The sequence below is a fragment of the Thermobifida sp. genome (genome assembly GCF_017577275.1).
Lineage (GTDB): Bacteria > Actinomycetota > Actinomycetes > Streptosporangiales > Streptosporangiaceae > Thermobifida > Thermobifida fusca.
In genome coordinates this window covers 1-25363 of sequence record NZ_PITY01000033.1, presented here as the reverse complement: position 1 = coordinate 25363, position 25363 = coordinate 1, and the positions used below count along the sequence as shown (strand labels likewise).

General features: G+C 68.5%; 19 protein-coding genes, 2 tRNA genes and 2 pseudogenes. 15 read left to right on the top strand and 8 right to left on the bottom strand.

All coding sequences use genetic code 11. From position 1 onward, the window contains the following. The first annotated feature begins 1 nt into the window (after position 1). Entirely contained in the window at positions 2 to 1357 is a 1356-nt protein-coding gene (locus tag CW348_RS15020; RefSeq protein ID WP_011292753.1) for a DUF6114 domain-containing protein, read from the top strand. A gap of 96 nt (positions 1358 to 1453) precedes the next feature. Here CW348_RS15020 and CW348_RS15015 read toward each other — a convergent pair whose 3' ends face one another. The 4 genes from CW348_RS15015 to CW348_RS15000 all read right to left on the bottom strand — a co-directional run bounded on the left by CW348_RS15015 (position 1454) and on the right by CW348_RS15000 (position 8381). Beyond that, positions 1454 to 3244 (bottom strand): UvrD-helicase domain-containing protein, encoded by a 1791-nt coding sequence (locus tag CW348_RS15015; RefSeq protein WP_278459669.1) that lies wholly within the window; start codon positions 3242 to 3244, stop codon positions 1454 to 1456. Positions 3245 to 3796: 552 nt separating this feature from the next. Beyond that, positions 3797 to 4864, bottom strand: a complete 1068-nt coding sequence (locus CW348_RS15010) for a hypothetical protein (protein WP_016189086.1) — start codon at positions 4862 to 4864, stop codon at positions 3797 to 3799. Positions 4865 to 5317: 453 nt separating this feature from the next. Further along, a complete protein-coding gene (locus CW348_RS15005) occupies positions 5318 to 6022 on the bottom strand; it encodes a hypothetical protein (protein WP_104612967.1) in 705 nt (234 codons plus the stop codon). A gap of 223 nt (positions 6023 to 6245) precedes the next feature. Then, positions 6246 to 8381 carry a 3'-5' exonuclease gene (locus tag CW348_RS15000; RefSeq protein WP_011292749.1) on the bottom strand — a complete coding sequence of 712 codons (2136 nt, stop codon included), beginning with the start codon at positions 8379 to 8381 and terminating at the stop codon, positions 6246 to 6248. Positions 8382 to 8606: 225 nt separating this feature from the next. Between CW348_RS15000 and CW348_RS14995 the strand changes: the two genes are divergently transcribed. Continuing rightward, positions 8607 to 9314: a vancomycin high temperature exclusion protein gene (locus CW348_RS14995; RefSeq protein ID WP_016189084.1), complete on the top strand. Its 708-nt coding sequence runs from the start codon at positions 8607 to 8609 to the stop codon at positions 9312 to 9314. A 41-nt stretch (positions 9315 to 9355) separates the two neighbouring features. Here CW348_RS14995 and murQ read toward each other — a convergent pair whose 3' ends face one another. Then, positions 9356 to 10270: an N-acetylmuramic acid 6-phosphate etherase gene (gene murQ / locus CW348_RS14990; RefSeq protein ID WP_011292747.1), complete on the bottom strand. Its 915-nt coding sequence runs from the start codon at positions 10268 to 10270 to the stop codon at positions 9356 to 9358. Positions 10271 to 10367: 97 nt separating this feature from the next. Further along, complete coding sequence (locus tag CW348_RS14985; protein WP_016189083.1) at positions 10368 to 11306, bottom strand: MurR/RpiR family transcriptional regulator; 939 nt, start codon at positions 11304 to 11306, stop codon at positions 10368 to 10370. A gap of 343 nt (positions 11307 to 11649) precedes the next feature. Between CW348_RS14985 and CW348_RS14980 the strand changes: the two genes are divergently transcribed. The 7 genes and pseudogenes from CW348_RS14980 to CW348_RS14950 all read left to right on the top strand — a co-directional run bounded on the left by CW348_RS14980 (position 11650) and on the right by CW348_RS14950 (position 16354). Continuing rightward, entirely contained in the window at positions 11650 to 12624 is a 975-nt protein-coding gene (locus tag CW348_RS14980) for an N-acetylglucosamine kinase (protein ID WP_011292745.1), read from the top strand. Positions 12625 to 12720: 96 nt separating this feature from the next. Beyond that, positions 12721 to 12906, top strand: a complete 186-nt coding sequence (locus tag CW348_RS14975; RefSeq protein ID WP_011292744.1) for a hypothetical protein — start codon at positions 12721 to 12723, stop codon at positions 12904 to 12906. A gap of 130 nt (positions 12907 to 13036) precedes the next feature. After that, a tRNA-Lys gene (locus CW348_RS14970) sits at positions 13037 to 13112 on the top strand. Beyond that, positions 13102 to 13980 (top strand): annotated as a pseudogene (locus CW348_RS15965) (MFS transporter); the annotation flags it as partial. The gene CW348_RS14970 and the pseudogene CW348_RS15965, both read left to right, overlap by 11 nt. A gap of 94 nt (positions 13981 to 14074) precedes the next feature. Beyond that, on the top strand, positions 14075 to 14905 hold the full coding sequence (locus CW348_RS14960; RefSeq protein ID WP_287464106.1) for an MFS transporter: 831 nt from the start codon (positions 14075 to 14077) through the stop codon (positions 14903 to 14905). A gap of 31 nt (positions 14906 to 14936) precedes the next feature. Then, positions 14937 to 15012 (top strand) — tRNA-Lys (locus CW348_RS14955). 328 nt (positions 15013 to 15340) lie between these two features. Beyond that, positions 15341 to 16354: a hypothetical protein gene (locus CW348_RS14950; protein WP_011292742.1), complete on the top strand. Its 1014-nt coding sequence runs from the start codon at positions 15341 to 15343 to the stop codon at positions 16352 to 16354. 29 nt (positions 16355 to 16383) lie between these two features. On the opposite strand, the gene CW348_RS14945 is transcribed toward CW348_RS14950, so the two are convergent. Next, entirely contained in the window at positions 16384 to 16785 is a 402-nt protein-coding gene (locus CW348_RS14945; RefSeq protein WP_011292741.1) for a PPOX class F420-dependent oxidoreductase, read from the bottom strand. Positions 16786 to 16849: 64 nt separating this feature from the next. On the opposite strand from CW348_RS14945, the gene hrpA reads away from it, so the two are divergent. The 6 genes from hrpA to CW348_RS14915 all read left to right on the top strand — a co-directional run bounded on the left by hrpA (position 16850) and on the right by CW348_RS14915 (position 24913). Further along, positions 16850 to 20824 carry an ATP-dependent RNA helicase HrpA gene (gene hrpA / locus CW348_RS14940; protein WP_011292740.1) on the top strand — a complete coding sequence of 1325 codons (3975 nt, stop codon included), beginning with the start codon at positions 16850 to 16852 and terminating at the stop codon, positions 20822 to 20824. Between the two features lie 83 nt (positions 20825 to 20907). Further along, positions 20908 to 21636, top strand: a complete 729-nt coding sequence (locus tag CW348_RS14935; RefSeq protein ID WP_011292739.1) for a thioesterase II family protein — start codon at positions 20908 to 20910, stop codon at positions 21634 to 21636. Between the two features lie 117 nt (positions 21637 to 21753). Then, entirely contained in the window at positions 21754 to 22815 is a 1062-nt protein-coding gene (locus CW348_RS14930; RefSeq protein ID WP_011292738.1) for a lactonase family protein, read from the top strand. Positions 22816 to 23031: 216 nt separating this feature from the next. Then, positions 23032 to 23640: a biotin transporter BioY gene (locus CW348_RS14925; RefSeq protein WP_016189080.1), complete on the top strand. Its 609-nt coding sequence runs from the start codon at positions 23032 to 23034 to the stop codon at positions 23638 to 23640. Next, a complete protein-coding gene (locus CW348_RS14920; protein ID WP_104612969.1) occupies positions 23637 to 24320 on the top strand; it encodes an energy-coupling factor ABC transporter ATP-binding protein in 684 nt (227 codons plus the stop codon). Before CW348_RS14925 ends, CW348_RS14920 begins: the two co-directional genes overlap by 4 nt. After that, positions 24317 to 24913, top strand: a complete 597-nt coding sequence (locus CW348_RS14915; RefSeq protein ID WP_011292735.1) for an energy-coupling factor transporter transmembrane protein EcfT — start codon at positions 24317 to 24319, stop codon at positions 24911 to 24913. Before CW348_RS14920 ends, CW348_RS14915 begins: the two co-directional genes overlap by 4 nt. Before the next feature lie 232 nt (positions 24914 to 25145). On the opposite strand, the pseudogene CW348_RS14910 reads toward CW348_RS14915, so the two are convergent. Continuing rightward, positions 25146 to 25363 (bottom strand): annotated as a pseudogene (locus tag CW348_RS14910) (hypothetical protein); the annotation flags it as partial.

The window sequence follows — 25363 nt, the reverse complement described above, 5'->3', positions numbered from 1 at the left end:
GATGACTCAGCATGCACGGACCTCCCACCGCGCGGTGGGGCCGTTCGCAAGGTGGCGCCGCTCCCGACCGCTGTGGGGAGGACTCCTGACGATCCTCGCCGGGGCCGAGATCGTAGCGGCGCCCCTCGCCCCCCTGCCGTTCCTCGTCTACCAGGGAATCGCGGGAATCTCCGGCTACCTCATCGGAGCCGCGCTGGTCGCACTCGGTGTCCTGGCTTGGCTGCACCCCGCGCAACGCGCCTTCTACGGCATCGTGGCGGTCCTCCTCTCCCTGGCCTCCTTCCTCACCTCCAATTTCGGCGGCTTCGTCATCGGCATGCTGCTCGGCATCATCGGCGGTGCACTCATCTTCGCGTGGGAGCCCCACCGTCCCCCCAAACGCCGCCAGCGCGACCGGACCGACACCGAGACAGCCCCCGCGGAGTCCTCTCCTACCGCAGAGACAGAACCAGCCGACGACGAAGACCACGACGAAGACCGCGAACCCGACACCACCACGCCCGACCGCGGCGGGCAGCGCGGCAGCACCACACACGCGCTCGTCGCCGCCCCGCTCGCCCTCACCCTCGTCCTCGCCTCCGCCCCCGCCGACTGGTGGTGGCCGTGGGACCAATGGTTCAACCGCGGAGGAAACGAACAAAGCGAGCCGCAAGACACCCCCGGAACGCCAACCCCCGCCCCCTCGGCGCAGCCAGCAGACCCGCCGGAACCGGGCACAGAGCCCGCCGAGGAAGACCCGGAGAACCCCGAGCCCGGCGACGAAGCGGCCGACGGCGAGGACGACGAGGAGACGGACGACGAAGAGTCCGAACCCGACACCGAATGCGAGATCCGGACTGGCCCCGTCGACGAGGAGGTCACCGAAGAAGAATTCCTTGACGCGGTCGAAGCCTGCCAGCACGCCGCAGAGACCGGAGACCTCCCCGAGGTCCAGACGCTGCAAGCCGACGACCGCTTCCCCGCCTCCCCAACCACCAGCGGCCTCACCGCGGACCGCATCATCATGAGCGGCTCCTACTTTGCCGGAGTCGTGGAATACCCCACGTCCGCCGGCACGGACCGCTACCTCAAACTCGGGATGAGCCGCGCCGACTTCGACAACGCCGTGCTGTGGTGGATGGACGGGGAGGAGAAGGTCTCTATCGACCTGCCCGACATGACCATGCAGGGCGATGTCGTCATGTACGTCACCCGCATGAAAGTGCGGATCCTCGGCATCCCCCTGGTCTTCACCCCTGACTTTCCGCCCCCGCTGCTCTTGCCCTTCATGATCGTCACCGACGTCGACGTGTCCCGCCCAGTCGCGCACAGCAACGTGCTCACCGTGGACAACATCGAAGTCCGCGCCGGGTCGTGATGCCCAGCGCGGCATTCGGAGCCCGCCTCACCAGGCTGCGGCCGGCGGGCAGGCGGGCCTGCCCAGCGGGAACCGCCAGGCAGGCCGCCCGCGCCCTCAACGGGCCAGGTGCACCGACTCCGGGAGCAACTGGCTGGGCGCTCCCACGTAGGAGACGTACAGGGCGTCCCGGGCGCGCGTGCACGCCGTGAAGAGCAGGTGGCGTTCCTCCTGGTAGACCTGCTCCATGGCCACCGGGTCCCCTTCGGCGGCGCTGATGGCGGCCTTGGGCGGCAGCAGCGGTTCGCTCAGCCCCACCAGGGCCACGTAACGGAACTCCTGCCCCTTCAGCCCGTGCAGCGTGCCCACCCGCACCGCATCCACGTCGGCGGAAGAGTTCAGCGGGGCGGTCGCGATCCCGTTCGCATGGAGTTCTTTCGTGATGATGCGCACCACCCACTGGTTGCGTCCGGCGACCGCGATCGACTCGGGCTGGGCGCCCGCCGCCAACTGCGCCTGGAGCCACTCGCGCAGCGCGGTCCACTCCTCCGCGCGGCTCGCGCAGCCCTGCACCACCGGTTCGGGTCCGTGCAGCACGGAGGCGTACCCTTCGGCGGCCGGGCCTGTGCTGCGGCCCAAAATCGGCAGTGCCCAGTCGAGGATCTCCTGGCTGACCCGGTAGCTGGTCCGCAGCCGGTGGCCGCGGCCTCGGACATTGATGCCCAGCGACGCCAGCGAGACCCGGGTGTCGACGAGCCGCTGCGCCGGATCACCGAGGAGGAACAGGTCGTCGGGCCCCTCGGGGACCGCGGCGCGCAGCAGCCGCCAGTGCGCCGGGTGCAGGTCTTGGGATTCGGTGACGACGATGTGCCGGTAACGCGGCCCTTGGGTGCGCAGCGCCCGTGCTGCTTCGTGCGCCACCTGGGGATAGGACCATTCCCCTGCGGCGCGCATGGCCCCGGTGTACCGCTGGATCGCCTCCCAGACGTGGGGCCGGAACTCAGGTGCCAGGTGCAGCATCCGTCCGTTGCGCTCGCAGCGGATGTAGTCGGCCAGCGAGGTGAGGTCCTGGGCCAGGATCACCTGCTGCCATTCGTCGACGAGGAAACGGCCGGAGAACGGCAGGCCGTCGATCCGCGCTGCGGTGCGCCACCGCTCCGCGAGCTCCTCATCGCTGAGGATCTCCGGCGGGATGCCCGTGCTCTCGCTCAGCACCCCGCGGGCCAGGCTGTCCACGGTGACGACCTCGATCCGGCGGCGTACATCCGGAGCGGACACCAACCGGTCCAACTGGGCGCTGAGCGTCTGCGCGAGGGTGCGGCTTCCCGTGGTGAGCAGCACGCTCGGCCGGGCTGCCGGGCCATACTCCACCGCGTCCCGCTCAGCCAGGTACGCGGCACGGTGCAGGGCGAGCACGGTCTTCCCCGTGCCGGGGCCGCCGGTGACCTGGGCCGAACCGGCGAAATGTGCGGTGGCCAGGCGCTGGTGGTCCGGGTCGAGGCTCAGCCGCCACTCCGCGAAAGGCAGTGCGAGAGCGTCGGCCAGGTCTGCGGGGCCGCGCACCGGAGCCGCGGCCTCGGCGGGCTCGGGCGGCGCAGGCATTTCCACGAGGTCCAGTTCCAGACCGCCAGGAGCCCGGTAGGTGCGGGCATAGGAGATTGCTTCGTCGTGGCGGCGGACCCCCACCAGGCAGTAGGAGCCTTCCTGGGAGGGGGCGACGATACCGGACCAGTCCGGGCTGATCTGCAGTACCCGCACTCGCGGGTCGGAGGCGTCCGTGACAGCCTGCAGGCGCCCGCTGTCACCGGCCAGGTAGGACCGCACCGCGGTCAGGACCGTGTGCTGGACCCCGCTGTCCAAGCGGGAGAAGTCGTTGAGGAACGTCGGGGCGATCGCGAGTTGCGGCACGGGCTGTTTCCCTCCGGTCACCGTGTTTGACGTGGGACATCGCGTGAGGAGAAGACGGGCGGCCACCGCTTCTTCTGGGAATCTGCGCTTCGGAGAATTTCGGCAAACCACCGCGAAGCATGAGAAAACGGGAGCGGGAACACGGCCTCTTACCTTGGTAAAACACCAGGTCAGAGCGGTTAATTCCAGGATTTTCGAATGTATGTCCGAAGATTTTTCGCGGGCGGAGTGCGACCTGCGGGTTTGCACGGCGCTCTAGTGACCTCAAACACAGTTATGGACTGTCCATAACCGCGGAGTCCGAGGTGTGCTGCCCGCCGAACGCCGCGCAAACCCGCAGACTGCCCTGCACGTCCGCTTCCCGATACCGGCCGTCCCACACCACAAGGAGCGCTGCTCACACCCGGTGCCCACCCGGTGTGGGCGGCCGTCCGTCTCCCGCAGCAGACCGCCGCACCGCTGCAAGCCCCACCCCGCGCCGCGGCCGAAACCGCCCCGTATTTTCGGTCGCGCCCAGACCCGGGCCTCACCCGCGCGATGTCGCGGACCGGATCAGTCGTCGTCCTCGATCACATAGGGGTGCAGAGCAGGGTTCTCCACGTCCGGATACGGGACGAACCAGGAGTGGGCGTCCTGCGCGAGGAACCCCAAAGGGTCGGCAGCAGAGTCCTCCGGGTCCGCGGTGTCCAAGTCCTCCAGGTAGAGCCATTCATGGTCGTGGTGTCGGTAGGCGTGGCTTTCGAACACCGCGAACATCGCGGTGACCTCGTCCGGATCCACCGCGGCAAACGACACCAGCAGTTCTTTAGCGTTCTCCACGAGCAAATACAGCGCCAACGACTCAGCAGTGGACGCGGGGGGCACCCACGGCGAAGCGGTCAACCGGGAGTAGACCACGGACGCGGTGATGAGGAACTTCTTCGCGAAGCTGAGGTCGTAGTGGTGCCGATAGCGGACCGGGAGGTCGTGGAGAACGAACAGGCCTTCGGAGTCGTCAGCCGTCCAGTGCGCCTCGTCCTTGTCGAGGGACTCCGCCTCCTCGTCCAACGTCATGATGTCCAGGAGCAGCTCCTCAGTCAGCACGGACGCCCGATCGATGAGAGCGCCCGCGGCGAGGAACCGGCTGTCCGGATCCTCGGTGGGGGGACCGAAGGATTCGAGCTCGAACGCACGCAACCGGGAACTGAGGGCCAGGAGGCGGCGGCGCTGCGCGGTGACATCCTCAATCGGCAGACCGACCCTGGTAGCCACCGGCTCCTCCTCGGGCCGCCCCTCCAAAGCTTCGGCGAGTTCGGCGTCGCTGACCGTGACTTCGCACTTGCCCACTTGCCAGTCGGCGAGCAGCTCGGTGCGTTCCAGGATCTCGTGGAGCAGAGCTTCCGCGCCGTTCTCCGCGAAACTCAACGCGGGAGCGTCCACCAGCAGTTCGACCACCGCCCCGGTGGAACTGACTTTCAACCGGTGGTCGTAGGGGGTGATCTCCACTCCTTCAGGACCCTCCACCGTCGCCACTCGGTCAAGCCACTCGGAGAGCAGCGCGGCGGCTCCCTGCTGCTGGAGGCCGTCGAGCCCGGTCGCACCGACAGGAAGTGTCAGCTCGGCGGTGATGCGGTATTCCAAAGAAGGCTCCCAACGCGGCTCGATAGACGGAATTAGAGCATGGCCCAAGACCCGCCGCGTACGGTCCCGTACTCTGCTCGGGTCCTCACCAGCCCGCTGACCGGAACGGAGCATATTGACTCTTTCCCCTATCCACAGGGGAGGGGATTTCTCACCCGCGCAAGTTCCGTGAGCGCAGTGCTCCGGAAAGACTTATACCGCTCAACACCCACCAGAAAGCCCGACCCGACACAGAACCGCACCGCGAACCCCGGGCCCGAGCGGGCCCGCCGTGCGGAGAACTGCACCCGAAACCGGTGATGGCCAGGCCTCCCCGCCAGTGCTCGTGGAACGCATCCGCGCCGACCCGGCTGCCGCTGGCTTGCTCGACATCCTCCCAGCGTGGGAACCGAGGGGCTTTCCTCCGGGTGCCCGCGGATACGGGAGCACCCGGAGGAGGTGCAGCATTTACGGTCAGCTCGACGCCACCTCGGGCAGGGCGTCCTGTGATTCCGCCACAACCCCGACACGGCGCAGCAGCGTCGCCGCATGCCGTCCCAGCGGGGTGAGCACACAGCACTCGCCCAGGTCCAGGTCGTAGCGGAAACGCACCAGGCTCAGCGACTCCAGCAACCGAGTCGCGGCTGCAGCGTCACCCTGCCGCCTCTCACCGCAGAGAATGCGGCGGGGGAGCATGCCTCCCTCGGCGGCGTCCAGCCGGTCCAGCCACTGCGCGGGAAGCGGACAGCCCGCCGGAGCGTGGGAAACAGAGTGCTCCCACAGCAGCGGAAGCAGCTCCACCCCCGCCCGCCACACCCGTGCGGCATCGTCGGGCAGGAGCGGATAGGCCGGTCCAGGCAGGACCCACGCATGCTCCCGCACCACCTCGCCAGGGATCCGTTCCCGCTGGTCCACCACCACTTCCAGCATCCGAGCGGTGACTAAGAGGTCCAGCAGCGCGGCTTCCTCGCCCAGCGAAGGTACGCTGCGCCGCCGGGATTCGTCCCGGACCCGCACCCACGAGCCCAGGCTCACGTACGTGTAGCGGCGGTGCCCTTGAGGTGCGGGAAGCGGAATGCGCGACAGGCGCCGCTGGTCGCCCAACCACCCCAAGAATTCTTGGATCCGCAGCACCAGAGGCGCCCCACGGACCGCCCACACCAGTTCCCGAACGTCCATCTCAGCCTCCCCGGACAGTCGAGATGCGTGCCGCGTAGGCAAGGAGAACCACCCGGTGGGTGACGCGGCGAAAGTCACCCTAGGAAGCCCAGCCCTGCGGCAACAGCCCTCACCAGGAACCTGTGGATAACTCCGGGGTCGGCGGCGAGACCGCCCGCCTTGCAGCACGTCCCGGCTCTCCGCGGCGCCCGGGCCTGCCGTGGCAGCGGCACCCCGGCCCGGATCACCGGAGGGGAAGGAACGGGCTGGGATCGCCGTGCCAGCTCACATACAGCGCCTCACGCGCCCGAGTGCAGGCCACGTACAGCAGACTGCGCTGCGCGGCCAGATCGGAGCGGTGCTGGTTTTCATCCAGGTCCGGACTGGTGACGTGGTCCATCAACGGCAGCGCGGTCGCGGTCACCCCGGTCACCGCGACCGCGCGGAACTCCAGACCTTTCACCCCGTGCATGGTGGTGACCCGGACCGCGTCCGCGGAGTCGTCCACGGTGTGCTGCTGCGGGTTGAACCGTGCGGCGGGGATGCCGTGGCGGCGCAGCGCGCTCACCACCTCCGTGACCCCGCGGCGGGTGCGTGCCGTCACACAGATATCCCCGGGAGCGATCCCCTTGGCCAGCCACGAACGGACCTGGCGGGCGAGCGCCACCAGTTCAGCGGCGGCATCCGGCGCCCCGTAGAGCACAGGCGGGGCACCCTGCAGCAGCGACCGGGTCACCCCGGCCGGCTCCGCGGCATCCATGCCCAGCCCGGCATCCTCCCCCTGCATGATCTGCTCAGCCCAGGTCAGGATCTCAGTGGTGGTGCGGTAGTTCATCCGCAACGGGTACGAGCGGCCCACCACGTTGATCCCCAACTGGCGGAAAGACACGGTGTTGTCGTAGATGCGCTGTCGGTTGTCCCCGGCGATGAACATGTCGTTGGGGCCGGGCGCGACCGCGGCCCGCAACGTCCGCCACTGCGCTGGGTGCAGGTCCTGGCCCTCGTCGACGACCACGTTGGTGTACGGCTTCTCCGTGCGTGCGTTGAGGATCCGGGTCGCCTCCGCGTGCAGTTCCAGGGCCGACAGCTGCTTGGTCCGCCGCATCAACGCACGTGCTGTCGCGATGGCGTGCCACACTTCCCGCCGCTCGTCCACGGTCAGCGGCCGGGACCGGCCGCGCCGGGCATCCGGGTCCAGGTAGCCGTCGACGGTGGTGATGTCCTGGGCCATCACGACATGCCGGTACTCCTGGAACACGAAATCAGCCGACCAGGGCAGGGAGTGCTTGCTGACCACGTTGGCGAACAGGCCGCGCGTATCCGACTCCGGGCGCAGGCTGACTTCGGGCCACTCTTCGCGGACGATATCCAGCGCGAGCTTGTCCGCGGTGATGACGTCCACGTCGGCGCGCAGCTCCTCGTCGAGGAGCAGGGCCAGATCCCGCCGCACCGCTTCCACCAGGGCGTTGGTGAAGCTGGTCAGGAGGATCCGGCCGCCCAGCGGCAGGTGTTCCGCCAGGTATTTGACGCGGTGCAAGGCCACCACCGTCTTCCCGGTGCCAGGGCCGCCGTGGACCAGGACCGGGCCGTTGAACACCGGCCGGTAGGCCAGGGTGCGCTGGGTGGGGTGGAGGAAGACCCGCCACGCGTCGAATTCGCGGCCCAGCACCTCTTCAATGTCGGCATCGTCGTCGACCAGCATCACCCGGTGCCGGGTGTTGCGGATAGCGGTGTCGTAGTCGTCCGAGGCAACGGAGCCGCCCGAGAGCGCACGGCGCGGCTGCACCACTTCGCGCATCACCTGGTCGACGGGCATGCCGTCCAGCAGGTGGAGCAGCACCTCGTACTGGTCCTGCGGGATCGCCGGGCTCCAGTCGACGAGTTCCTCACGCGAGGTGAGGGTGCGGCAGAACGCGATGGTTTCGGAGTCCACGCCGAGCTGGCGCAGGGCCTCGTCACTGATGTCGGAGAACAGGGCGGGCCGCGTCGGCGCCGGGGGAGTAGCCGGAGCTGCGGTGTGCTGGGCGAGCGCGGTGGCGTTGCGCCGCTCCAGCGTGCCCATCACCCTGTTGACGTCGTGGCGCTGGTCGGCCGCCCACTGCTCGGCGTTCTCCCGGGGCAGCAGGTGGACCAGCAGGAAGGTCTCTCCGGATTCGGGAGCGAGGAGGACCCCGGTCCACGAGTCGCTGATCCGGAAGGTGCGGATACGGGGATCCTGTCCTTCCGGAAGTTCCCGGATCCGCAGATCCGGGTGGGACAACAGCGCGGGCAGAGGCAGTTCCCGGAACTTGCGGGTGATCGCGGCCAGCCGTTCTCGGGTGGGGCGGTCTAAGCGGTCGTACTGTGGAAGGCACGTCGCGTCGATGGCGAGCCGCGGCATGAGCCTCCCTCCTTACACCCGTGTGCGTCAGTGCGGTGGGGACACCACGGTGATCGTTCCCACCCGAGTACTTTTCTGATCATTAGCAGCAGAGAGTGACAGAAACTGGCAATCGTCTCGGTGAGGACGAAGGGAACTCGGGGCGCTGCAGGGCGGGGACGGGGCACACCGCCAGAGGAGCGGAACATCGGGGCTTTTCTGCGCATCACACCGGTCGTGACTACGGTGGAACAGCAACGCACGACCGACAACGGAGGAATCGCGGTGCGACGCGGCTGGGTGGTGGCGGGGGCCATGCTGCTCCTGTGCGCAGCACTAGCCGCACCGATCGGGTGGCTGCACCTGACCACCGCGGCTGACCGCTACACCCTCGGGGAGGCCCCGGAGCGTCCAGTGGCCTTGGTGCTGGGAGCTGGGGTGACCCCGGAAGGGGAGCCCACCCGGCTGTTGGAGCGCCGGCTGGAGGCAGCCGCGGAACTCTACCGCTCAGGCCGGGTCGAAGCTCTGCTGGTGAGCGGGGACAACAGCCAGGAGCACTACAACGAGACCGAGGTGATGTACGACTACCTGGTCGCTGCCGGAGTGCCCGCGGTGAAGATCGCGCGCGACTACGCCGGGTTCAGCACCTGGGAGTCGTGTGTGCGGGCGCGCGCAGTGTTCGGCGTGGAGTCGGTCACTGTCGTCACACAGACCTTCCATCTGCCTCGTGCGGTGGCGCTGTGCCGGGCAGCAGGGCTCGAAGTGGTCGGTGTCGGCGATCCAGCGTGGGAGGATCGTGCCCCGGCCATGCTGTACGGGTACGCGCGGGAGGTTCCTGCTTCCGTCAAAGCGCTGTTCGACATGGCGGTGCAGCCGGAGCCAACGTTCCTCGGGCCCCAGGAGACCGCGGTGGAGGAGGCGCTGGCCGCAGAACGGTCCGACGAGGCGGGATAGTCCAGCCACGCCTGGGCCGGCACCACTGCCGTCGCTCCGGGCTAGGTGCGGGCGAGCTCCCGGAGCGCGGCGCGCACTGAGCCGTGCGCGGCGTGCAGGGCGTGGGCCGCAGTGGGAACGTCCACGCCGGTGAGCAGGCAGACCAGGGCGATCCGCGTGTCTCCGTCGGCGCGGTGGAGCGCTTCAGCGCAGTCCTCTTCGGACAGGCCGGTGGCCTCGGTGAGGATGGTGACCATCCGTCCCCGCAGTTTGGCGTTGGTGGCTACCACTCCGACCATCAGGTTGGAATAGGTGTAGCCGAGGCGGACCATGACCGCGGTGGAGAAAGCGTTGAGGATGAGCTTCTGCGCGGTTCCCGCTTTCATCCGGGTGGAGCCGGCGATGACTTCGGCGCCGGTCGCTACGCCGATGTGCACGTCCACGTCAGCGGCGAGCGCGGAGTGGGGGTCCGCGGTGACCAGGACGGTGCGGGCCCCTGCTTCGCGGGCACGGTCCAGAGCCCCGGCCACGTAGGGGGTGCGGCCGCTCGCTGTCAGGCCTATGGCGAGGTCAGCAGAGGTCACCGTGGCGGCGTCGGCGCGCCCGCTGGAGAAGTCGTCTTCGATGCCTTCGCAGGCGTGGATCAGCGCGGAGGGGCCGCCAGCATGGTGGGCGACCACCCGGTCCCGGGCGATGCCGAAGGTGGGGGGAAGTTCGGCAGCGTCCATGGTGGCAAGGCGGCCCGAGGTGCCGGCCCCGAAGTAGTGGATCCGTCCGCCGTGGCGGAGCACTGACACCCCGAGGTCGACAGCCTTGGCGAGTTCGGGGAGAACCTCCGCTACGGCACGGGGCACGGTCGCATCCTCGGCATTGATCAACCGCAGGATGTCCGCGGTCGGCAGCAGGTCGATGTCTTTGGTGCTGCTGTTGCGCGCCTCTGTGGGGGCGCGCACGATCTCTACCGGTGCGGTGTGCATGTCAATCTCCTTCGCCAGTGGCGACCGTGCTTCGGTCGCCGCCTACCGCTGTCTCATGTCCGTGCTGGTGGGGCCCTCCGCGGTGGAGTACGCGCGCTTAGGACCGGCGCCGCTCCTCTCTGGAGATGCGGAGGCCACGCACCGCCTCGTAGGTGGCTTCCAGCGCTTCCCGGGTGTCGGCGTAGCGCAGTTGGGCAAGGCCGACGAACACGCAGTCGATCACCGTCAACTGGGCGAGACGGCTGGCAGTCGCTCCGGAGCGGAACGTGGTCTCGCGGGCTGCGGTGGTGAGGATGTGGTCGCTGACCTCGCTGATGGGTGAGCGCGGGAAGTTCGTGATGGCGATGGTGGAGGCGCCTTTGCGGCGGGCTTCTGCGAGTGCCCCGACGGTGTCGCTGGTGGAGCCGCTGTGGGAGATGCCGACGGCCACATCCCCGGGGCGCAGCACCGCGGCACTGGTCAGCATGGCGTGGGCGTCGGTCCAGGCGTGGGAGATCATGCCGATCCGGTGCAGCTTCTGCTGGAAGTCAGAAGCGACGAAGGCGCTGGCGCCGACACCGTAGATGTCGATACGGCGGGCTCCGTCGAGGAGCTCGATAACGCGCTGCAGGGTTTCTATGTCGAGCTGGGAGCCGGTGTCTTCTACGGCGCGCGCATCAGCGTAGGCGATTTTCTGGACCACGGTGACGAGCGTGTCGTCCGGGTTGATGTCGCCGGTGAGCTCTTGGACGCTGCCGCGCGCCCCCCGGGCCTGGCCTGCCTCGGATGCCAGGCGGAGCCGCAGTTCCCGGTAGCCGGCGAAGTCGATGGTGCGGCAGAACCGGATGACGGTGGCTTCCGAGGTGTCGCAGTCCCGAGCGAGCTGGGTGATGGAAGAGTTGGCCACCCCTTCGGGATCGTCGATGATCCGCTGGGCAACGCGTTGTTCGGCGGGCGCCAGGGAGGGCAACAACGAGCGGATCTTCAGCACCGTGCTGGGTGTGGCGCCGCCCTCCTTGGGCGGGAGAACACCGTCGTTGTCGCTTCTCTTCGCCATCTGATTCATGTTGGAAAGTTTCTTTCTTTCGAAAGCTCCCGTCAACGGGCGGAAGGGAGCAAAGGCCAATTTTGGTTGCTACATAAGTGTGATCCGGAGTTCGCCCCGGTGGTATCCCAGGCGACGGACCATCGGAGTCGCCTCTACCCGAGGTCGTCCGTCTCAGTGCGAAGAAATCGGGTGGCAGTGACCGGGAGAAAGAAGCGTACGTCCCCGCGGCGGGCGCTGTGACAGATCCCTCGTTGCTGCTCCAAGAAGTGACCACATTCGACCGGCACTGAAAGTGTGTGGTGTGTCACTGGGCGTCGCTGGAGGTGGGGCGGGTGTCTATAAGGTGCGGAACATGAACGAAGAAGTCGTCCTCGGGGTGGACGCGGGTGGCACCCACACTCGCTGCCTCCTGGTCGGCCTCGACGGCACCATCCGCGGCCGCGGCCGTGCCGGAGGGGCCAATCAGCGCTCCAGCGCGGACCCCGCGGTGTCCTTCATCAACGCGGTGTCCGCGTCACTCCGCGAGGCCGGGCCGGTCAGCGTGGCAGCAGCGGTATTCGGGGTAGCCGGTGCCGGGGCAGCGGGCCTGGCCACCACGGAGCAGACCGTGCTGCGGGCCTGGCGGACGCTCGGACTCCCCGGACGCCCCGAGGTCGGCGACGACATCGTCGTGGCGTTCGCCGCCGGTACCGCGGAGCCCAGCGGCGCAGTCCTCATCGCCGGGACTGGAGCGGTCGCCGCCACCATCCGGGACGGCCGGATCGAACGCCGCTGCGACGGATACGGCTGGCTGCTGGGCGATGAAGGATCAGCCGTGTGGCTGGGCATCGCCGGCCTGCGCGCGGCACTCGCCGCCTTGGACGGGCGCGGCCGCGCCACGGTCCTCACTGAGCGCCTGGCCGCCGCGCTCCACGTCCCCGCCGGGAGCCGGCAGGCGCTCATCGGAGCCGCCTACTCCATGCTCCCTGCAGAACTCGGCTCGTTAGCCCCCCGAGTGTGCGCCGCGGCTGAAGAAGGAGACGCCGCTGCCGTGGAGATCGTCTCCACCGCGGCTTCCCGGCTGCTGGAAAGCCTGGCCGCGGTCCTCGCCCCGCCGGTGCAGACCCCGGTAGTGCTGGCCGGTTCAGTGCTGCGCGAAGGCCCCGTGGCCGAACGGGTGCGCACCGCGCTCCGCGAACGCTACGGGGTGCGGCCGGTGACTGCGGCCCCGGGCGAGTACGGTGCCGCGGCGCTGGCCCTGCGGCGGACCGGACGTTCCGCCCAGCTCCACGCCCAGTTGCTTGCCCAGGCGCGCTATGCCCCGTCCCCTCCTGCTGGGGGACGGTGACTGGTGCTCCCGGAGCGGTCTTCCTACGGAAACCCCGCGAGAAAAAACCCGTCGGAGGGGGATGCGCACCCCCGGGAAATCGCTAGGGTCAGATGCATGTCGTACAACAACGAGGAGCAGCTCGACCCGGCTGGTTCGACCCAGAAGTTCCAGCGTTTCGTCGCCGAGAACAGAGAGGAGGAGACCGAACCCCGACGGCCGATCCTGCCGTACGTCTTCGTCGGTCTCAGCGTCATTCTGGCAATCGGCATCATCCTCACCGTGGTTTTGACATGGTCATGACCACATGTCGCCCGGCGTCCGCCGTCCCTGGTGGACGCCGGGCGACGAACGGGACGAATCCGTTCGCGGCGATCCGCAGGGCCTGCTAAAGTTACCGACGTCGGAACGCACAGACCGGCGCATCCGACACGCGCCATTAGCTCAACTGGCAGAGCAGCTGACTCTTAATCAGCGGGTTCGGGGTTCGAGTCCCTGATGGCGCACCACGAAACCCCGGTATCGCGAGCACCGCGGTACCGGGGTGCTGGCTTTTCTGCGCGGTATGCACCCTGCACCGGATCTCCCAGGACCCCCAGGGCAGGCGCCCCTGCTGCTCGTGCTTCTCGTTGTGCGGGCAACCAATGCCGACAACGCTCGCCCTTGCTATGGCCCGCTCCCTGTCCGCTGGGCTGCTCACGGCCCGGCACGGTCGCGATTCCGTATCGATCCGCGGGCACAGCCCTCCCGGGAAGCCCGAGGCCGGGCCATGCGCGCACACCCGCATCCTCTATCGTCCTGTCATCGGATGTGTGTTCTAGACAACATTTCCCCCGGGAGCTCTGCATGGCGCGATCGTCCAGGACTACCCCCGCTTCCCCGTGGCGGATCACCGCGCCGCTCGTGGTGTCCTCCTTCGCCTACGCCACCGCACAGAACACCATCGTTCCGGTGATCCCGCAGGTGCAGGAAGCCACGGGCAGCAGCGCCAGCCAGGTGGCCTGGATGATCACCGGGTTCTTCGTCTCCTCGGCCGGACTCACCGTGCTGACGGGACGCCTTGGCGACCTCTTCGGCCGCAAACGGGTGCTCTGCGCGATCCTCGCTATCTTCGGCGGCGGGGCCGCGATCGCGGCACTCGGTAACTCGCTCGCCCCCATCATCGCGGGCAGAGTCGTCATGGGCGTGGGCGGCGGCGTGTTCCCGCTCGCCTATGCGATCCTCAGCGCACACCTGCCCCGGGATCGTGCCGCGTTCGGCATGGGACTCATCAGCTCCATGTTCGGGGTGGGTGGCGCGCTCGGCCTGCCGCTAGGCGGGCTCGTCGCGGGACACTTCGGCCACAAAGGCCTGTTCTGGGCTACTGCCGCGGTCGCCCTGCTCGCCCTGGCTACCGTGGCGGGCGCCATCCCCTCAGACCGCGGAGAACGGACCGGTACCGTCGACTGGCTGGGAGCGATCCTGCTCACCCTTGCGCTGGGCGGGCCGCTCACCGCTGTCAGCCGGGCCGAAGAATGGGGCTGGGTGGGCTGCGCCGTGGACCCTGGGCCTGCTCGCCCTGGGCGCCGTGGCGTTCGCGGTGTTCCTCGTCGTGGAACGCAAGGTCTCCCACCCGCTTGTGGACCTCGACGTGATGCGCCGCCGCAACGTCTGGGCAGCCAACCTGGTCACCCTGCTGGCGACCACTGGCCACGGAGTCATGTTCTTCCTCGTCCCGCAGATCGTGCAGTTGCCGAAGAGCAGCGGAGTGGGACTGGGGGTGGACGTGGACCACTCCGGGCTCTTCCTGCTCCCCGGCGCGGTGCTGCTCATCTTCGCGGGGCCGCTCACCGGGCGGCTGGTCGCCCGGTTCGGCACGCGGCTGCCGCTGGCTCTCGGGGTGGCGCTTGGGTGCGCTGGGCTGGTCATCCTGGCCGCAGGGAGCAGCCAGCCCGTGGCGCTGCTCACCGGCGGAGCGGTCCTCGGCTTGGCGGGCGGCGTCACCTACGCGACGCTTCCCATGCTCATCGCCGACTCCGTGCCCCTCACCGACCTGGGGAGCGCCAACGGAGTCAACACCATCGTGCGCCACGTGTCCATGGCGGTCTCCGCCCAACTGGCGGCGGCCCTCGTGGTCTCCAGCATCCCCGCAAGCTCCCCGTACCCGCAGTGGTGGGCGTTCACAGCCAACTACGGCGCGGCCGCGGTCCTGGCTGCCCTGGCCCTCATCCCCATCGGTCTACTGCGTCCGCGGCAGACCGCCGCGCCCGATCCGGTGGGGGAGCATGATGCGGCGGCACCGACCACTCCTCAGATCAGGTAGAGTTTTCTCAGAGCCCAGGAAACCTGGGCGGGCGCCATTAGCTCAACTGGCAGAGCAGCTGACTCTTAATCAGCGGGTTCGGGGTTCGAGTCCCTGATGGCGCACCATGGAAACCCCGGTGGGACACGCCTTCAGTGGTGGTCCGCCGGGGTTGTGCTTTGTCGGTGAAACACTGTCGTCTCCCGTAGACCACTCGCATACGGGTATGCCAGCCGCACCGGGCGCCTCCTGGCCACGATGGCCTGCGAGGCATGCCGGCGCTGACCTGGCTGGGCAGAATCCGCAGCGCTCCGTCGCCCTCCGCCTACCCAGTGCACAATTCGTGAAATAAGTAGCAAACCGCCACCACTGGTGCGAATATAGAGCGGTATTTGTCGCATCTATCAGTGATCCTCATCACGAAGGCCGCGGGGAGTGGCACAGAGAGGGGCCGCGGTGGGCAACGGTCGGAACACGGCGGAGTCACGTAGCAAAGCGCTGCACGCTCTGGTAGCACAGGGAACCCTCTCCGCGGAGCAGGCCGAAGCAGTGGCGCAGGCGCTACAGGAAGCGGAAGAACCCGACACGCCAGTCCGCTGGGCCGAAATCATCGGCTTCATCGGCGGAGGCCTGGTCTTCGTCGGCATGGTCAGCCTGCTGTACACCTGGGTCGACCTGGAAAAGCTAGGCCAGGCCGTCCTGCTGCTTACCGTGGCAGCCCTCGCGGCCGGCGGCGGCCTCTTCGCGACAGGCGGACGATTCCGCAACCGGGCTGCGCTTCCCCCCACCCGCCGCCGAGTGGGCGGCACCCTATTCGTCATCGCCGCGCTCGCCGTACCCACAGCCTTGACCGTGGCGCTCGAGCCCGTCAACCCCACGACCGCCGCCGCTCTCGGCCTCCTCTACCTGGCACTCGCCGTGCTCGCCTACACGGCAGCACCCACCGCGGTGGGCCTGCTCGTCGCCGGAGGCACCAGCCTGTGGGCCCTGTGGACGATCCTGGCGAAGTTCGACCTGCTCGACACCGATATCCGGCCCTACGCCCTGTCCGTGGTCGCGGTGGGCCTCGTGTGGGGCGTGGTGTCCCTGCGACTGCCCAACCCGCGGACCGGACTCGTCATGGCCGCGATCTTCGCCTTGGGCGGGGCACAGATCCACCTCGGCGACCACCCCGTTCTCGCCTACACGCTGACGGCGGCGATCGCCGTGCTGAGCCTCGTGCTCTACCAGTGGCAGCGGAGATGGGTGTTCCTCGTCACCGGCGTGCTCGGCATCACGATCGCGGCACCGGAAGCGATCTGGGACTGGACCGACGGAGCGGTCAGCGGCGCACTCCTCATGCTCATCGTCGGACTCGTCCTGCTGGCCGCCAGCGGAGTGGGCATCATGCTGCACCGGAAAACCGACAAGCAGCCCGCCCAGCAGGCAGCTGAACCCCCCGCCGGAAACGCAGAAGGCCCCGCCCGGTAACGGGCGGGACCCACCCTGCACTCCGTAGCTTACTGCTTAGTGGTGTGCTCCGGCCGGACGTAGACGACCACCCGCTCCTCGCCCGGGGACTCCGGCGGGTACGTCTCCTGGCCCAGATACTTCTTCGACATCTTGTTGATGAACGAGCGGTTAGGGTCCGGCTCGATCTTCTCGGCCCGCCCGCGGATCTCGATGTAGCGGTGCGGCTCGTCCGGGTCGTGCACGGACAGGGCGATCCGGCTGTCCCGCTTCAGGTTGCGGTACTTCTGCCGGGTCGTGGTCTGGCTGAACTTGATGTACTCGCCGTCCCATTCGAACCACACCGGGTTGGACTGGGGCTCCCCATGCGGGCCGATCGTCGCCACATGAGCAAACGAGCGCTTCGTGAGGATGTCCTCCCGGTCCTCGGGAACTACCGCCGTCTTCGTCATCGTTGTCCCCCTTCCAACCACCGGAGGACCAACCGGTGGCCACGATGCCTATGCTGACTGTGCGATGAAAACGCCGTCCGTGAAATCCCCGTTCGCTGACCTGCGGCGCCGCCTGCCCGGACTCATGCCGCGCGACCGCCACCGCCTGCGCCGCCGGATCGACGGCGCGGAAAAAATCCGCGACCCCGACCGGCGCCGCGCTGTCGCCGCGGAGATCAGCGCCGACATCGACACCTGCGAAGCCAGAGTCGAACGGCGCCGCTCGGCTTTTCCGGCGATCGACTACCCAGCAGAGCTGCCGGTCAGTCAGAAAAAAGACGAGATTCTCGCCGCGATCCGCGACCACCAAGTCGTGATCGTGGCTGGTGAGACCGGTTCCGGGAAGACCACCCAGTTGCCGAAGATCTGCCTGGAACTGGGCCGGGGAGTGCTCGGACAGATCGGCCACACCCAGCCGCGTCGGCTGGCCGCCCGCACCGTCGCTGCCCGCATCGCTGAGGAACTAGGCACGACTCTGGGGGAGTGGGTCGGCTACAAAGTCCGGTTCACCGACGTCTCCAGCGACGACACCCTGGTCAAGTTGATGACTGACGGCATCCTGCTGGCCGAGATCCAGCAGGACCGGATGCTGCGCGCCTACGACACGCTCATCATCGACGAGGCGCACGAGCGCAGCCTCAACATCGACTTCATCCTCGGCTACCTCAAACGGCTGCTGCCCCGCCGCCCCGACCTGAAGGTAATCATCACCTCAGCCACCATCGACCCGGAACGGTTCTCCCGACACTTCGACAACGCGCCCATCGTCGAAGTGTCCGGTCGCACCTACCCGGTCGAAGTGCGGTACCGGCCGCTCACCGCCGAACAGGTGGTAGACGACGAGGACACCGTCGCAGCCACCGACGACCGCGACCAGATCCAAGGCATCTGCGATGCCGTGGACGAACTCTGCGCTGAAGGCCCCGGCGACATCCTCGTCTTCCTGAGCGGGGAACGCGAGATCCGCGACACCGCGGAGGCCTTGGGGAAACACCTGGCCCGCCGCTACCCCGAAGGCAGCCCGCAGGCCGTGGAGATCCTGCCGCTGTATGCGCGGCTGTCCGCAGCCGAACAGCAACGCGTGTTCCAACCGCGCGGCAAACGGCGGATCGTCCTGGCCACCAACGTCGCAGAAACCTCGCTGACCGTGCCCGGAATCCGGTACGTGGTCGACCCGGGCACCGCGCGAATCTCCCGGTACAGCCACCGCACCAAAGTGCAGCGCCTGCCGATCGAACGGATCTCGCAGGCCTCCGCCAACCAGCGCAAGGGACGCTGCGGCCGGGTCGCCGAAGGCATCTGCATCCGGCTGTACTCGGAAGAAGACTTCCTCTCCCGGCCGGAGTTCACCGAACCGGAGATCCTGCGCACCAACCTGGCCTCCGTCATCCTGCAAATGGCCGCGCTCGGCCTCGGGGATGTCGAAGAATTCCCGTTCGTCGACGGCCCCGACCGGCGCCAGGTCAAAGACGGTGTCGCACTCCTCACCGAGCTCGGCGCCCTCCAGCCCGCGAAGGACGGACGGCACCGCCTCACCGCGCTGGGGCGCACCCTGGCCCAGTTGCCCATCGACCCGCGCCTGGGCCGCATGGTGGTGGAAGCCGACCGCAACGGCTGCCTCCACGAGGTCATGGTGATCGCTGCTGCGCTGTCCATCCAAGACCCCCGCGAACGCCCGGTGGAACAGCAGCAGGCCGCAGCCCAGAAGCACGCCCGTTTCGCCGTCCCCGACTCGGACTTCCTGGCCTACCTGAACCTGTGGAACTACCTGAACGAGCGGCAGCAGGAACTGTCCGGCAACCAGTTCCGCAAAATGTGCCGCGAAGAGTTCCTCAACTACCTGCGGGTGCGGGAGTGGCAGGACATCTATGCGCAGCTCCGCCAGATCGTGCAGTCCTTGGGGATGAAGGTCAACACCGCCCCTGCCGACGCCAAGCGCATCCACCTGTCCCTGCTTGCCGGGCTCCTCTCCCACATCGGGCTCAAAGACCCGGAGAAACACGAGTACCTGGGGGCGCGGGGCGCCCGGTTTGCGATCTTTCCCGGCTCGGCGCTGTTCAAGAAACAGCCGCGCTGGGTGATGTCAGCCGAGCTGGTAGAGACGTCGCGGCTGTGGGCGCGCGTCAATGCCCGCATCGAACCCGAATGGGTGGAAGAGCTCGCCGGCCACCTCGTGAAACGCACATACAGCGAACCGCACTGGGAGAAGAAGCGGGGCGCGGTCATGGCGTACGAGCGGGTGACCCTCTACGGCGTGCCGATCGTCACTCAGCGCAAAGTCGACTACGGCCGCATCGACCCGAAGACCGCGCGGGAGCTGTTCATCCGGCACGCCCTCGTCCAAGGGGAATGGGATACCCGCCACGCGTTCTTCCGCCGCAACCAGAAGCTGCTGCAGGAGGTCGAAGAACTCGAGCACCGGGTGCGCCGCCGTGACATCCTCGTCGACGACGACGTCCTCTTCGACTTCTACGACCAGCGGGTCGGCGCTGAAGTGGTCTCCGTCCGGCACTTCGACAGCTGGTGGAAGCGGGTGCGCCAACAGCAGCCGCGCCTGCTCGACTTCGACAAGTCGATGCTCGTCGCTGAGGACGCCGGCGAAGGCATCGAAGAGGCCTACCCGGACTTCTGGCAGCAAGGCGAGCACCGCTTCCGGCTCACCTACCAGTTCGAACCGGGGGACGCGGCCGACGGGGTGACCGTCCACATCCCGTTGAACGTCCTCAACCAGGTCAGCCCGGAAGGGTTCGACTGGCAGATCCCCGGCCTGCGGGAAGAACTGGTGGTGGCCTTGATGCGGTCACTGCCCAAAGCGATCCGGCGCAGCTTCGTTCCCGTGCCCAACTACGCCGCCGACGTGCTGAAACGGCTGAAACCCTACTCTGAGCCGCTGCTGGAAGCGCTGTCGCGGGAGCTCACCGCGATGGGCGGCCCCCGGGTCACCGTGGACGACTGGCAGCTCGACCGGGTCCCCGACTATCTGCGGATGACGTTCCGCGCGGTCGACGACAAAGGCCGCACGCTCGCCGAAGCGAAAGACTTGGAGGAGCTGCGACGCCGGCTGCAGCCCCGGCTTCGCAAAGCGATCTCGGCGGAGGCCGCGAGCATCGAACGCACCGGGCTGACCTCCTGGGACTTCGGTCCGCTGCCCCGGACGTTCGAACGCCGCACTGCCGGGCACATAGTCCGCGGCTATCCGGCCCTCGTGGACGAGGGGACCACCGTTGGGGTGCGCATCTTCGACAATGCGGCAGCCCAGCAGCAGGCCATGGTCGCAGGAACCCGGCGGCTGCTCATGCTCACCGTGCCCTCCCCGGCCAAGTTCCTCCGAGGGCATCTGAGCAACCAGACCACACTGGTGTTCAGTCGCAGCCCGCACGGCTCAGTCGCCGCCCTCTTCGACGACTGCATCGGCTGCGCAGTGGACTCGCTGGTCGCCGAGGCGGGCGGACCGGTGTGGGACCCGGAGTCGTTCGCGAAGCTCCGCGAGCACGTGCGGGTGAACCTGGTGGAGCGGGTCATGGAGCTCCTCCCGGTCGTGGAGAAGATCCTCGCCACGGCACAGCGGGTGGAGAAACAGCTCAAGAGCGTCACGAGCCTGGCAGTCCTGCCGTCCATCACCGACATCCAGAACCAGCTCGGCGCGCTCATCGGCCCCGGGTTCGTCACCGCCGCCGGCTACCAGCGGCTCCGGGATCTGACCCGCTACCTCAAAGCGATCGAGGTGCGCCTGGAGCGGCTGCCCCGCAACCCCCGCCGCGACCAGGTGAACATGGCCAAGATCGAGCAGCTGCGCCAGGCCTACCAGCAACTGCTCGACCGGCTCCCCCCGGGAGTGCCGCCCGGCCCAGCACACGAGAACATCCGCTGGATGCTGGAAGAACTGCGGATCAGCTATTTCGCCCAGGAGGTCGGCACCGCCTACAGCGTCTCCGAGAAACGCGTCCTCAAAGCGATCAGCGAGGTCGAAGCCCGCATGCGCGAAGGGGCACGGTCGTGAGGGCACACCCGGGGCCCGGTAGCCCCTCTACCCCAGGGACCGGAGATGGCGGGGCAACCCCGTCCCAGAGGGCAGCAAGCCCGGTGAACCACGCACGGACCGCTGCGACGGGACGCCCCGGCCTCCACCGTTTCTCGAGGTCCTCCCCCGGCGCCCACCTCGTCTGCTTCCTGCACGCGGGCGGCCTGCCCACCGCCTACCAGCCGTGGGCCGCGGAAGTCGGCGACCGGTTCACCGTGTGGGTCGCCACCGTGGACCACCGCGACTGTGCAGCCGGCACCGCGCCGATGTGGGACGTCTACGCCCAGCGGCAGGCTGACGCCGTGGCCAGCCTGCGGGGACCCCTGACCCTCTACGGGCACAGCCTGGGCGCCCTCTCCGCCTACGAGACCGCACGGGAGCTGCGGCGGAGAGGGCGCGAAATCACCCACCTGGTGGTCAGCGGGAGGGACGCCCCACACCTGAAACCGGAGATCACCTTCCCGGACGACCCGGTGGCCCTCGTGCACGCGGCCGCCGCCTGCTTCGGCGGGATTCCCGAAGAGCTCCTCCACGACGACGAGCTGGCCTACGTGTTCGGCACCGAGATGCGGGCCGGGTTCGCCGCGGCCGACGCCTATGTCTGGCAGCCCGGTCCGCCGCTCGACGTGCGGCTCACGGTGGTTGGCGGCCTCGACGACCCGGTCGTCACCGACGCTGGACTGCGTGCCTGGCAGCAGCACACCACCGGCCCGTTCCGGTTGGAGCGGCTGCCCGGCGGGCACTTCTTCACCGCTGAGGAGCGCCGCCGTCTCCACGCGCTGTTGCCGTGAACCCCCTCCGGAGGTTTCCTACGGTTACGGGCGGCCACTGTCAGTCAAAGAACCGGGGAACTAGAGTGGCGCTGGCCCCGAGAGCCGGGGTTGACGACACTCAGGAGGATCCCCTCGATGACACGACGCCGACTGCTGTGGATCGGCTCCTACACCCCTGACTCCGGTATCGCGGGTCACGCGGCGGGGGTGCAGCGTGTCTGGTTCGACACGGACACCGCAGCCTTGAGCAAAGCGGAACTGGCGGCGCCCGCCAGCGGGCCTTCCTTTGTCGTCCCCGCCACGGACCAGACGATGGTCTACGCCGTCAACGAGCTCGCCGCGGGACGGGTCACCGCCTTCGCAGTCCACGACACCCAGCAGCTCACCGAGGCAGGCAGCGCCATCACCGGCGGCTCCTACCCCTGCCACCTGCTGTACCACCCCGCGGGGCGACACCTGATCGTCGCCAACTACGGGGACGGCAGCGTGAGCGTGCATGCCCTCGACCCGGCCGGCGTCCCCACTGCACCAGTGCAGCGGTTGACCCACACCGGGGCGGGCCCCCGCACCGACCGGCAGGAAGGTCCGCACGCCCACAGCGTCTACGTGGCCCCGGGTGGCACCCACCTGCTGGTCGTCGACCTCGGCACCGACGAACTGCGGTGCTTCCCCTTCGCCCCGGAGGCGGACCAGCCTGCCGGCCCTCAGCACATCGCGGCCCGCCTGGAACCGGGCAGCGGACCGCGCCATCTAGCGATCCACTCCTCCGGGCACCTGTATGTGGCCGGAGAACTGGATTCGCGGGTCTACGTGCTGCGGTTCGACCCTGCCACGGCCCAGGCCGAGATCCTCGACGCGGTGCCCGCCACCGGGGCCGCCGACGACAACTATCCAGCTGAGATCGCGCTTTCTGCGGACGAGCGTCGCCTCTACGTCGCCAACCGGGGAGCGGACACGATCGCCACCTTCGAAGTGTCCGCGGACGGTACGCGGATCCGCCGCCTAGCTGACACCCCCACCGGGGGCGCGTGGCCCCGCCACTTCGCCCTGGTCGACGGCTACCTTGTCGTCGCCAACCAGAACTCTGAGACGTTGACCGTCCTCCCCATCGACGCGGAGAGCGGGATTCCTGGACCGGCGTGTTCCACCCTGGACCTGCCGACGCCGGTGTGCGTCCTGCCTGCCGCGGTCGAATGACCCGTCCACGGTCCGTCTTCGCGCCGTGCGGTGCGCCATACCTCCGTGTGGCCCACCACACGGCGAGGAACGGAAAAGCGGAATTTTTTGGAGGAACCCCATAAGGCCCGATTGTAGAAAGCTGTTCTAGGCCGCATCTCTGCTGCTCAAGATCGGGTGGCCACAATGGGCTTGGAGATTTCCTCCAAAACCGTATACGGACCAAGGACTTGGACTATGACTGTCTCCCCATCGTCGTCCCCCCGTTACCGCGGGCTGACAGCGCGCGACCTCGCACTGATCGCGTTGTTCGCCGCACTGCTCGCCGCGATGAGCCTGGTACCCGGAATCCCGGTGGGCAGTGTGCCGATCACTCTCCAGACCTTGATCGTCATGCTCGCCCCCGCCATTCTCGGCGCCAAACGCGGGGTGCTGGCGATCGCCACCTTCCTCGCGCTGGCCCTCGCCGGACTCCCCATCCTGTCTGGAGGCGGGGGAGGACTGGCCTCCTTCGCCGGACCGTCCGGCGGATTCCTCATCAGCTGGATCTTCGTGGCCCTGGTCATCGGGCTGTTGACCGACCGCATGCTGCCCGCATACCGGTTCTGGCCGGGCCTGCTCATCAACCTGGTCGGCGGGATCGGCGTGTGCTACCTGATCGGCGGCCCGTGGATGGCTGTCGTCGCCGGGCTGGACGCCACGGCCGCGCTGATCGCGCTCGCCGCTTTCGTTCCCGGCGACGTCATCAAAGCGGTCGTCGCCACGCTGATCGCGGCCAGCGTGCACCGCGCCTACCCGGTTCCTCCCGCCGGGCACCGGGTCTCCGCTGCAGGACCGCGCTCATGATCCGGATAGAGCATGTGACCCACGCCTACGGCGACCGCGTCGTCGTCGACGACGTCTCCCTTGACCTGCGGGAGCACCGTATCGGGCTGATCGGCGCCAACGGCTCAGGTAAATCAACTCTGGCCCGCATGGTCAACGGCCTGATCGTGCCCGATACGGGTCGGGTCCTGGTCGACGGCCTGGACACGCGCGACCACGTCAAGGAGATCCGGCGCCGGGTCGGCTTCGTCTTCCCCGACGCAGACACCCAGATCATCATGCCGACGGTCGCCGAGGACGTGCGGATCGGACTGCGGGACAGCGGGCTCAGCCGCGACGAGATCGAGGCCCGGGTCGATGAGGTCCTCGCCCGGCACGGACTGCTCGAACATCGCGACCACCCCGCCCACCTGCTGTCCAGCGGGCAGAAGCAGATGCTGGCCCTGGCCTCGGTCCTGGTCACCGAGCCGCAGATCCTCGTCTGCGACGAACCCACCACCCTGCTGGACCTGCGCAACGTGCGGATCATCACGGAGACCTTGCGCACCCTGCCCCAGCAGGTCATCCTGCTCACCCACCACCTCGACACGCTCAGCGGCTTCGACCGGGTGCTGGTCATGGACGCCGGGAAGATCGTGTTCGACGGGGCACCCGAGGACGCCGTCGCCTACTACGTCGCGTTGATGGAGCAGCGGCCGTGAACACTGTCGGGCTCTACGTGCCGGGCACCTCGCTGCCCTACCGGATCCCGGCAGGCGTGAAACTCCTCGCCCTGCTGGGCACGGTCACCGTGCTGGTGGTCCTCGCCGACCCGTGGGTGTCGCTAGGCGCCGTGCTCGCAGTGGTCCTGCTCTACATCCTGTGGGGACTGGCCGCCCACCTGTGGCACGCGTTCCGGCCGGTGCTGCTGTTCCTGGTCGCCATCGCGGTCTTCCACGCTGTCTTCACCGACGTGCACACCGCGGTGCGGGTGTGCTCCCAGCTCACCGCGGTCATCCTGCTGGCCGGACTGGTCACCCGCACGACCCCGGTCAGCGCAATGCTCGACCTGTTCACCAGGCTGGCCCGTCCGCTGCAGCACGTGGGGGTGCGGCCGGAACGGGTGGGACTGGTCCTCGCACTGACCATCCGCTGCATCCCCATGGTGGCGGAGGCGTGGCGGGCCTCCCGCGAAGCGTATGTGGCGCGTGGGCTGCGCGGCGGGGCGCACCGCATGGTGGTCCCGGTCATCGTGAACCTGATCCGCTCTGCTGAAGCGCTCGGATTGGCGTTGAGCGCCCGAGGGCTCGACTAGCAGCCCTCGCCTTGGGTCCTCCTCGCCCCCGACTATGGGGAGCAAAGGTGATGAATTCGGGCAGATTGTGGCAAGGTTGGGGGCACGAGTCCGCGATCGCGGAGTCCGGTCTTCTCGGCGAAGGCGGTCGGCATGCGAGAGCATTCAGCGGCACCCGCCCACTCTGCCCCAGCGCGCAGGGCTTTCCTCCTCACCTTGGCCTTCCTAGCCGCCGTCACCGTGCTCGCGCTGCTCACCCCGCGGCATGCCAGCGGACCGCCCGCGCAGCCGCCCGTCCCGGCACCGGCCCCCACCCCCCCGCCCAGCCCGCCCCCCCCCCGGAGGCGGCCAGGGCCGCATCCCGGCGCGCATACGCGGGCACCGGATCGGTGGCCACTGCCCCCGCCACAAAGTCGAGAATCTCCCGCCCCTGATCGTCGACACCGTGCACGCGGGGCGCCCCGGAAAACC

What these genes read in the sequence shown, in the direction of transcription:
- CW348_RS14975 (WP_011292744.1), top strand. Translation starts at nt 12,721, where the DNA reads ATGTCGTACAACAACGAGGAGCAGCTCGACCCGGCTGGTTCGACCCAG.
- CW348_RS14985 (WP_016189083.1), bottom strand. Translation starts at nt 11,306, where the DNA reads ATGGCGAAGAGAAGCGACAACGACGGTGTTCTCCCGCCCAAGGAGGGC.
- CW348_RS15020 (WP_011292753.1), top strand. Translation starts at nt 2, where the DNA reads ATGACTCAGCATGCACGGACCTCCCACCGCGCGGTGGGGCCGTTCGCA.
- CW348_RS14920 (WP_104612969.1), top strand. Translation starts at nt 23,637, where the DNA reads ATGATCCGGATAGAGCATGTGACCCACGCCTACGGCGACCGCGTCGTC.
- CW348_RS15005 (WP_104612967.1), bottom strand. Translation starts at nt 6,022, where the DNA reads ATGGACGTTCGGGAACTGGTGTGGGCGGTCCGTGGGGCGCCTCTGGTG.
- CW348_RS14930 (WP_011292738.1), top strand. Translation starts at nt 21,754, where the DNA reads ATGACACGACGCCGACTGCTGTGGATCGGCTCCTACACCCCTGACTCC.
- hrpA (WP_011292740.1), top strand. Translation starts at nt 16,850, where the DNA reads ATGAAAACGCCGTCCGTGAAATCCCCGTTCGCTGACCTGCGGCGCCGC.
- CW348_RS14980 (WP_011292745.1), top strand. Translation starts at nt 11,650, where the DNA reads ATGAACGAAGAAGTCGTCCTCGGGGTGGACGCGGGTGGCACCCACACT.
- CW348_RS15000 (WP_011292749.1), bottom strand. Translation starts at nt 8,381, where the DNA reads ATGCCGCGGCTCGCCATCGACGCGACGTGCCTTCCACAGTACGACCGC.
- murQ (WP_011292747.1), bottom strand. Translation starts at nt 10,270, where the DNA reads ATGCACACCGCACCGGTAGAGATCGTGCGCGCCCCCACAGAGGCGCGC.
- CW348_RS14945 (WP_011292741.1), bottom strand. Translation starts at nt 16,785, where the DNA reads ATGACGAAGACGGCGGTAGTTCCCGAGGACCGGGAGGACATCCTCACG.
- CW348_RS14925 (WP_016189080.1), top strand. Translation starts at nt 23,032, where the DNA reads ATGACTGTCTCCCCATCGTCGTCCCCCCGTTACCGCGGGCTGACAGCG.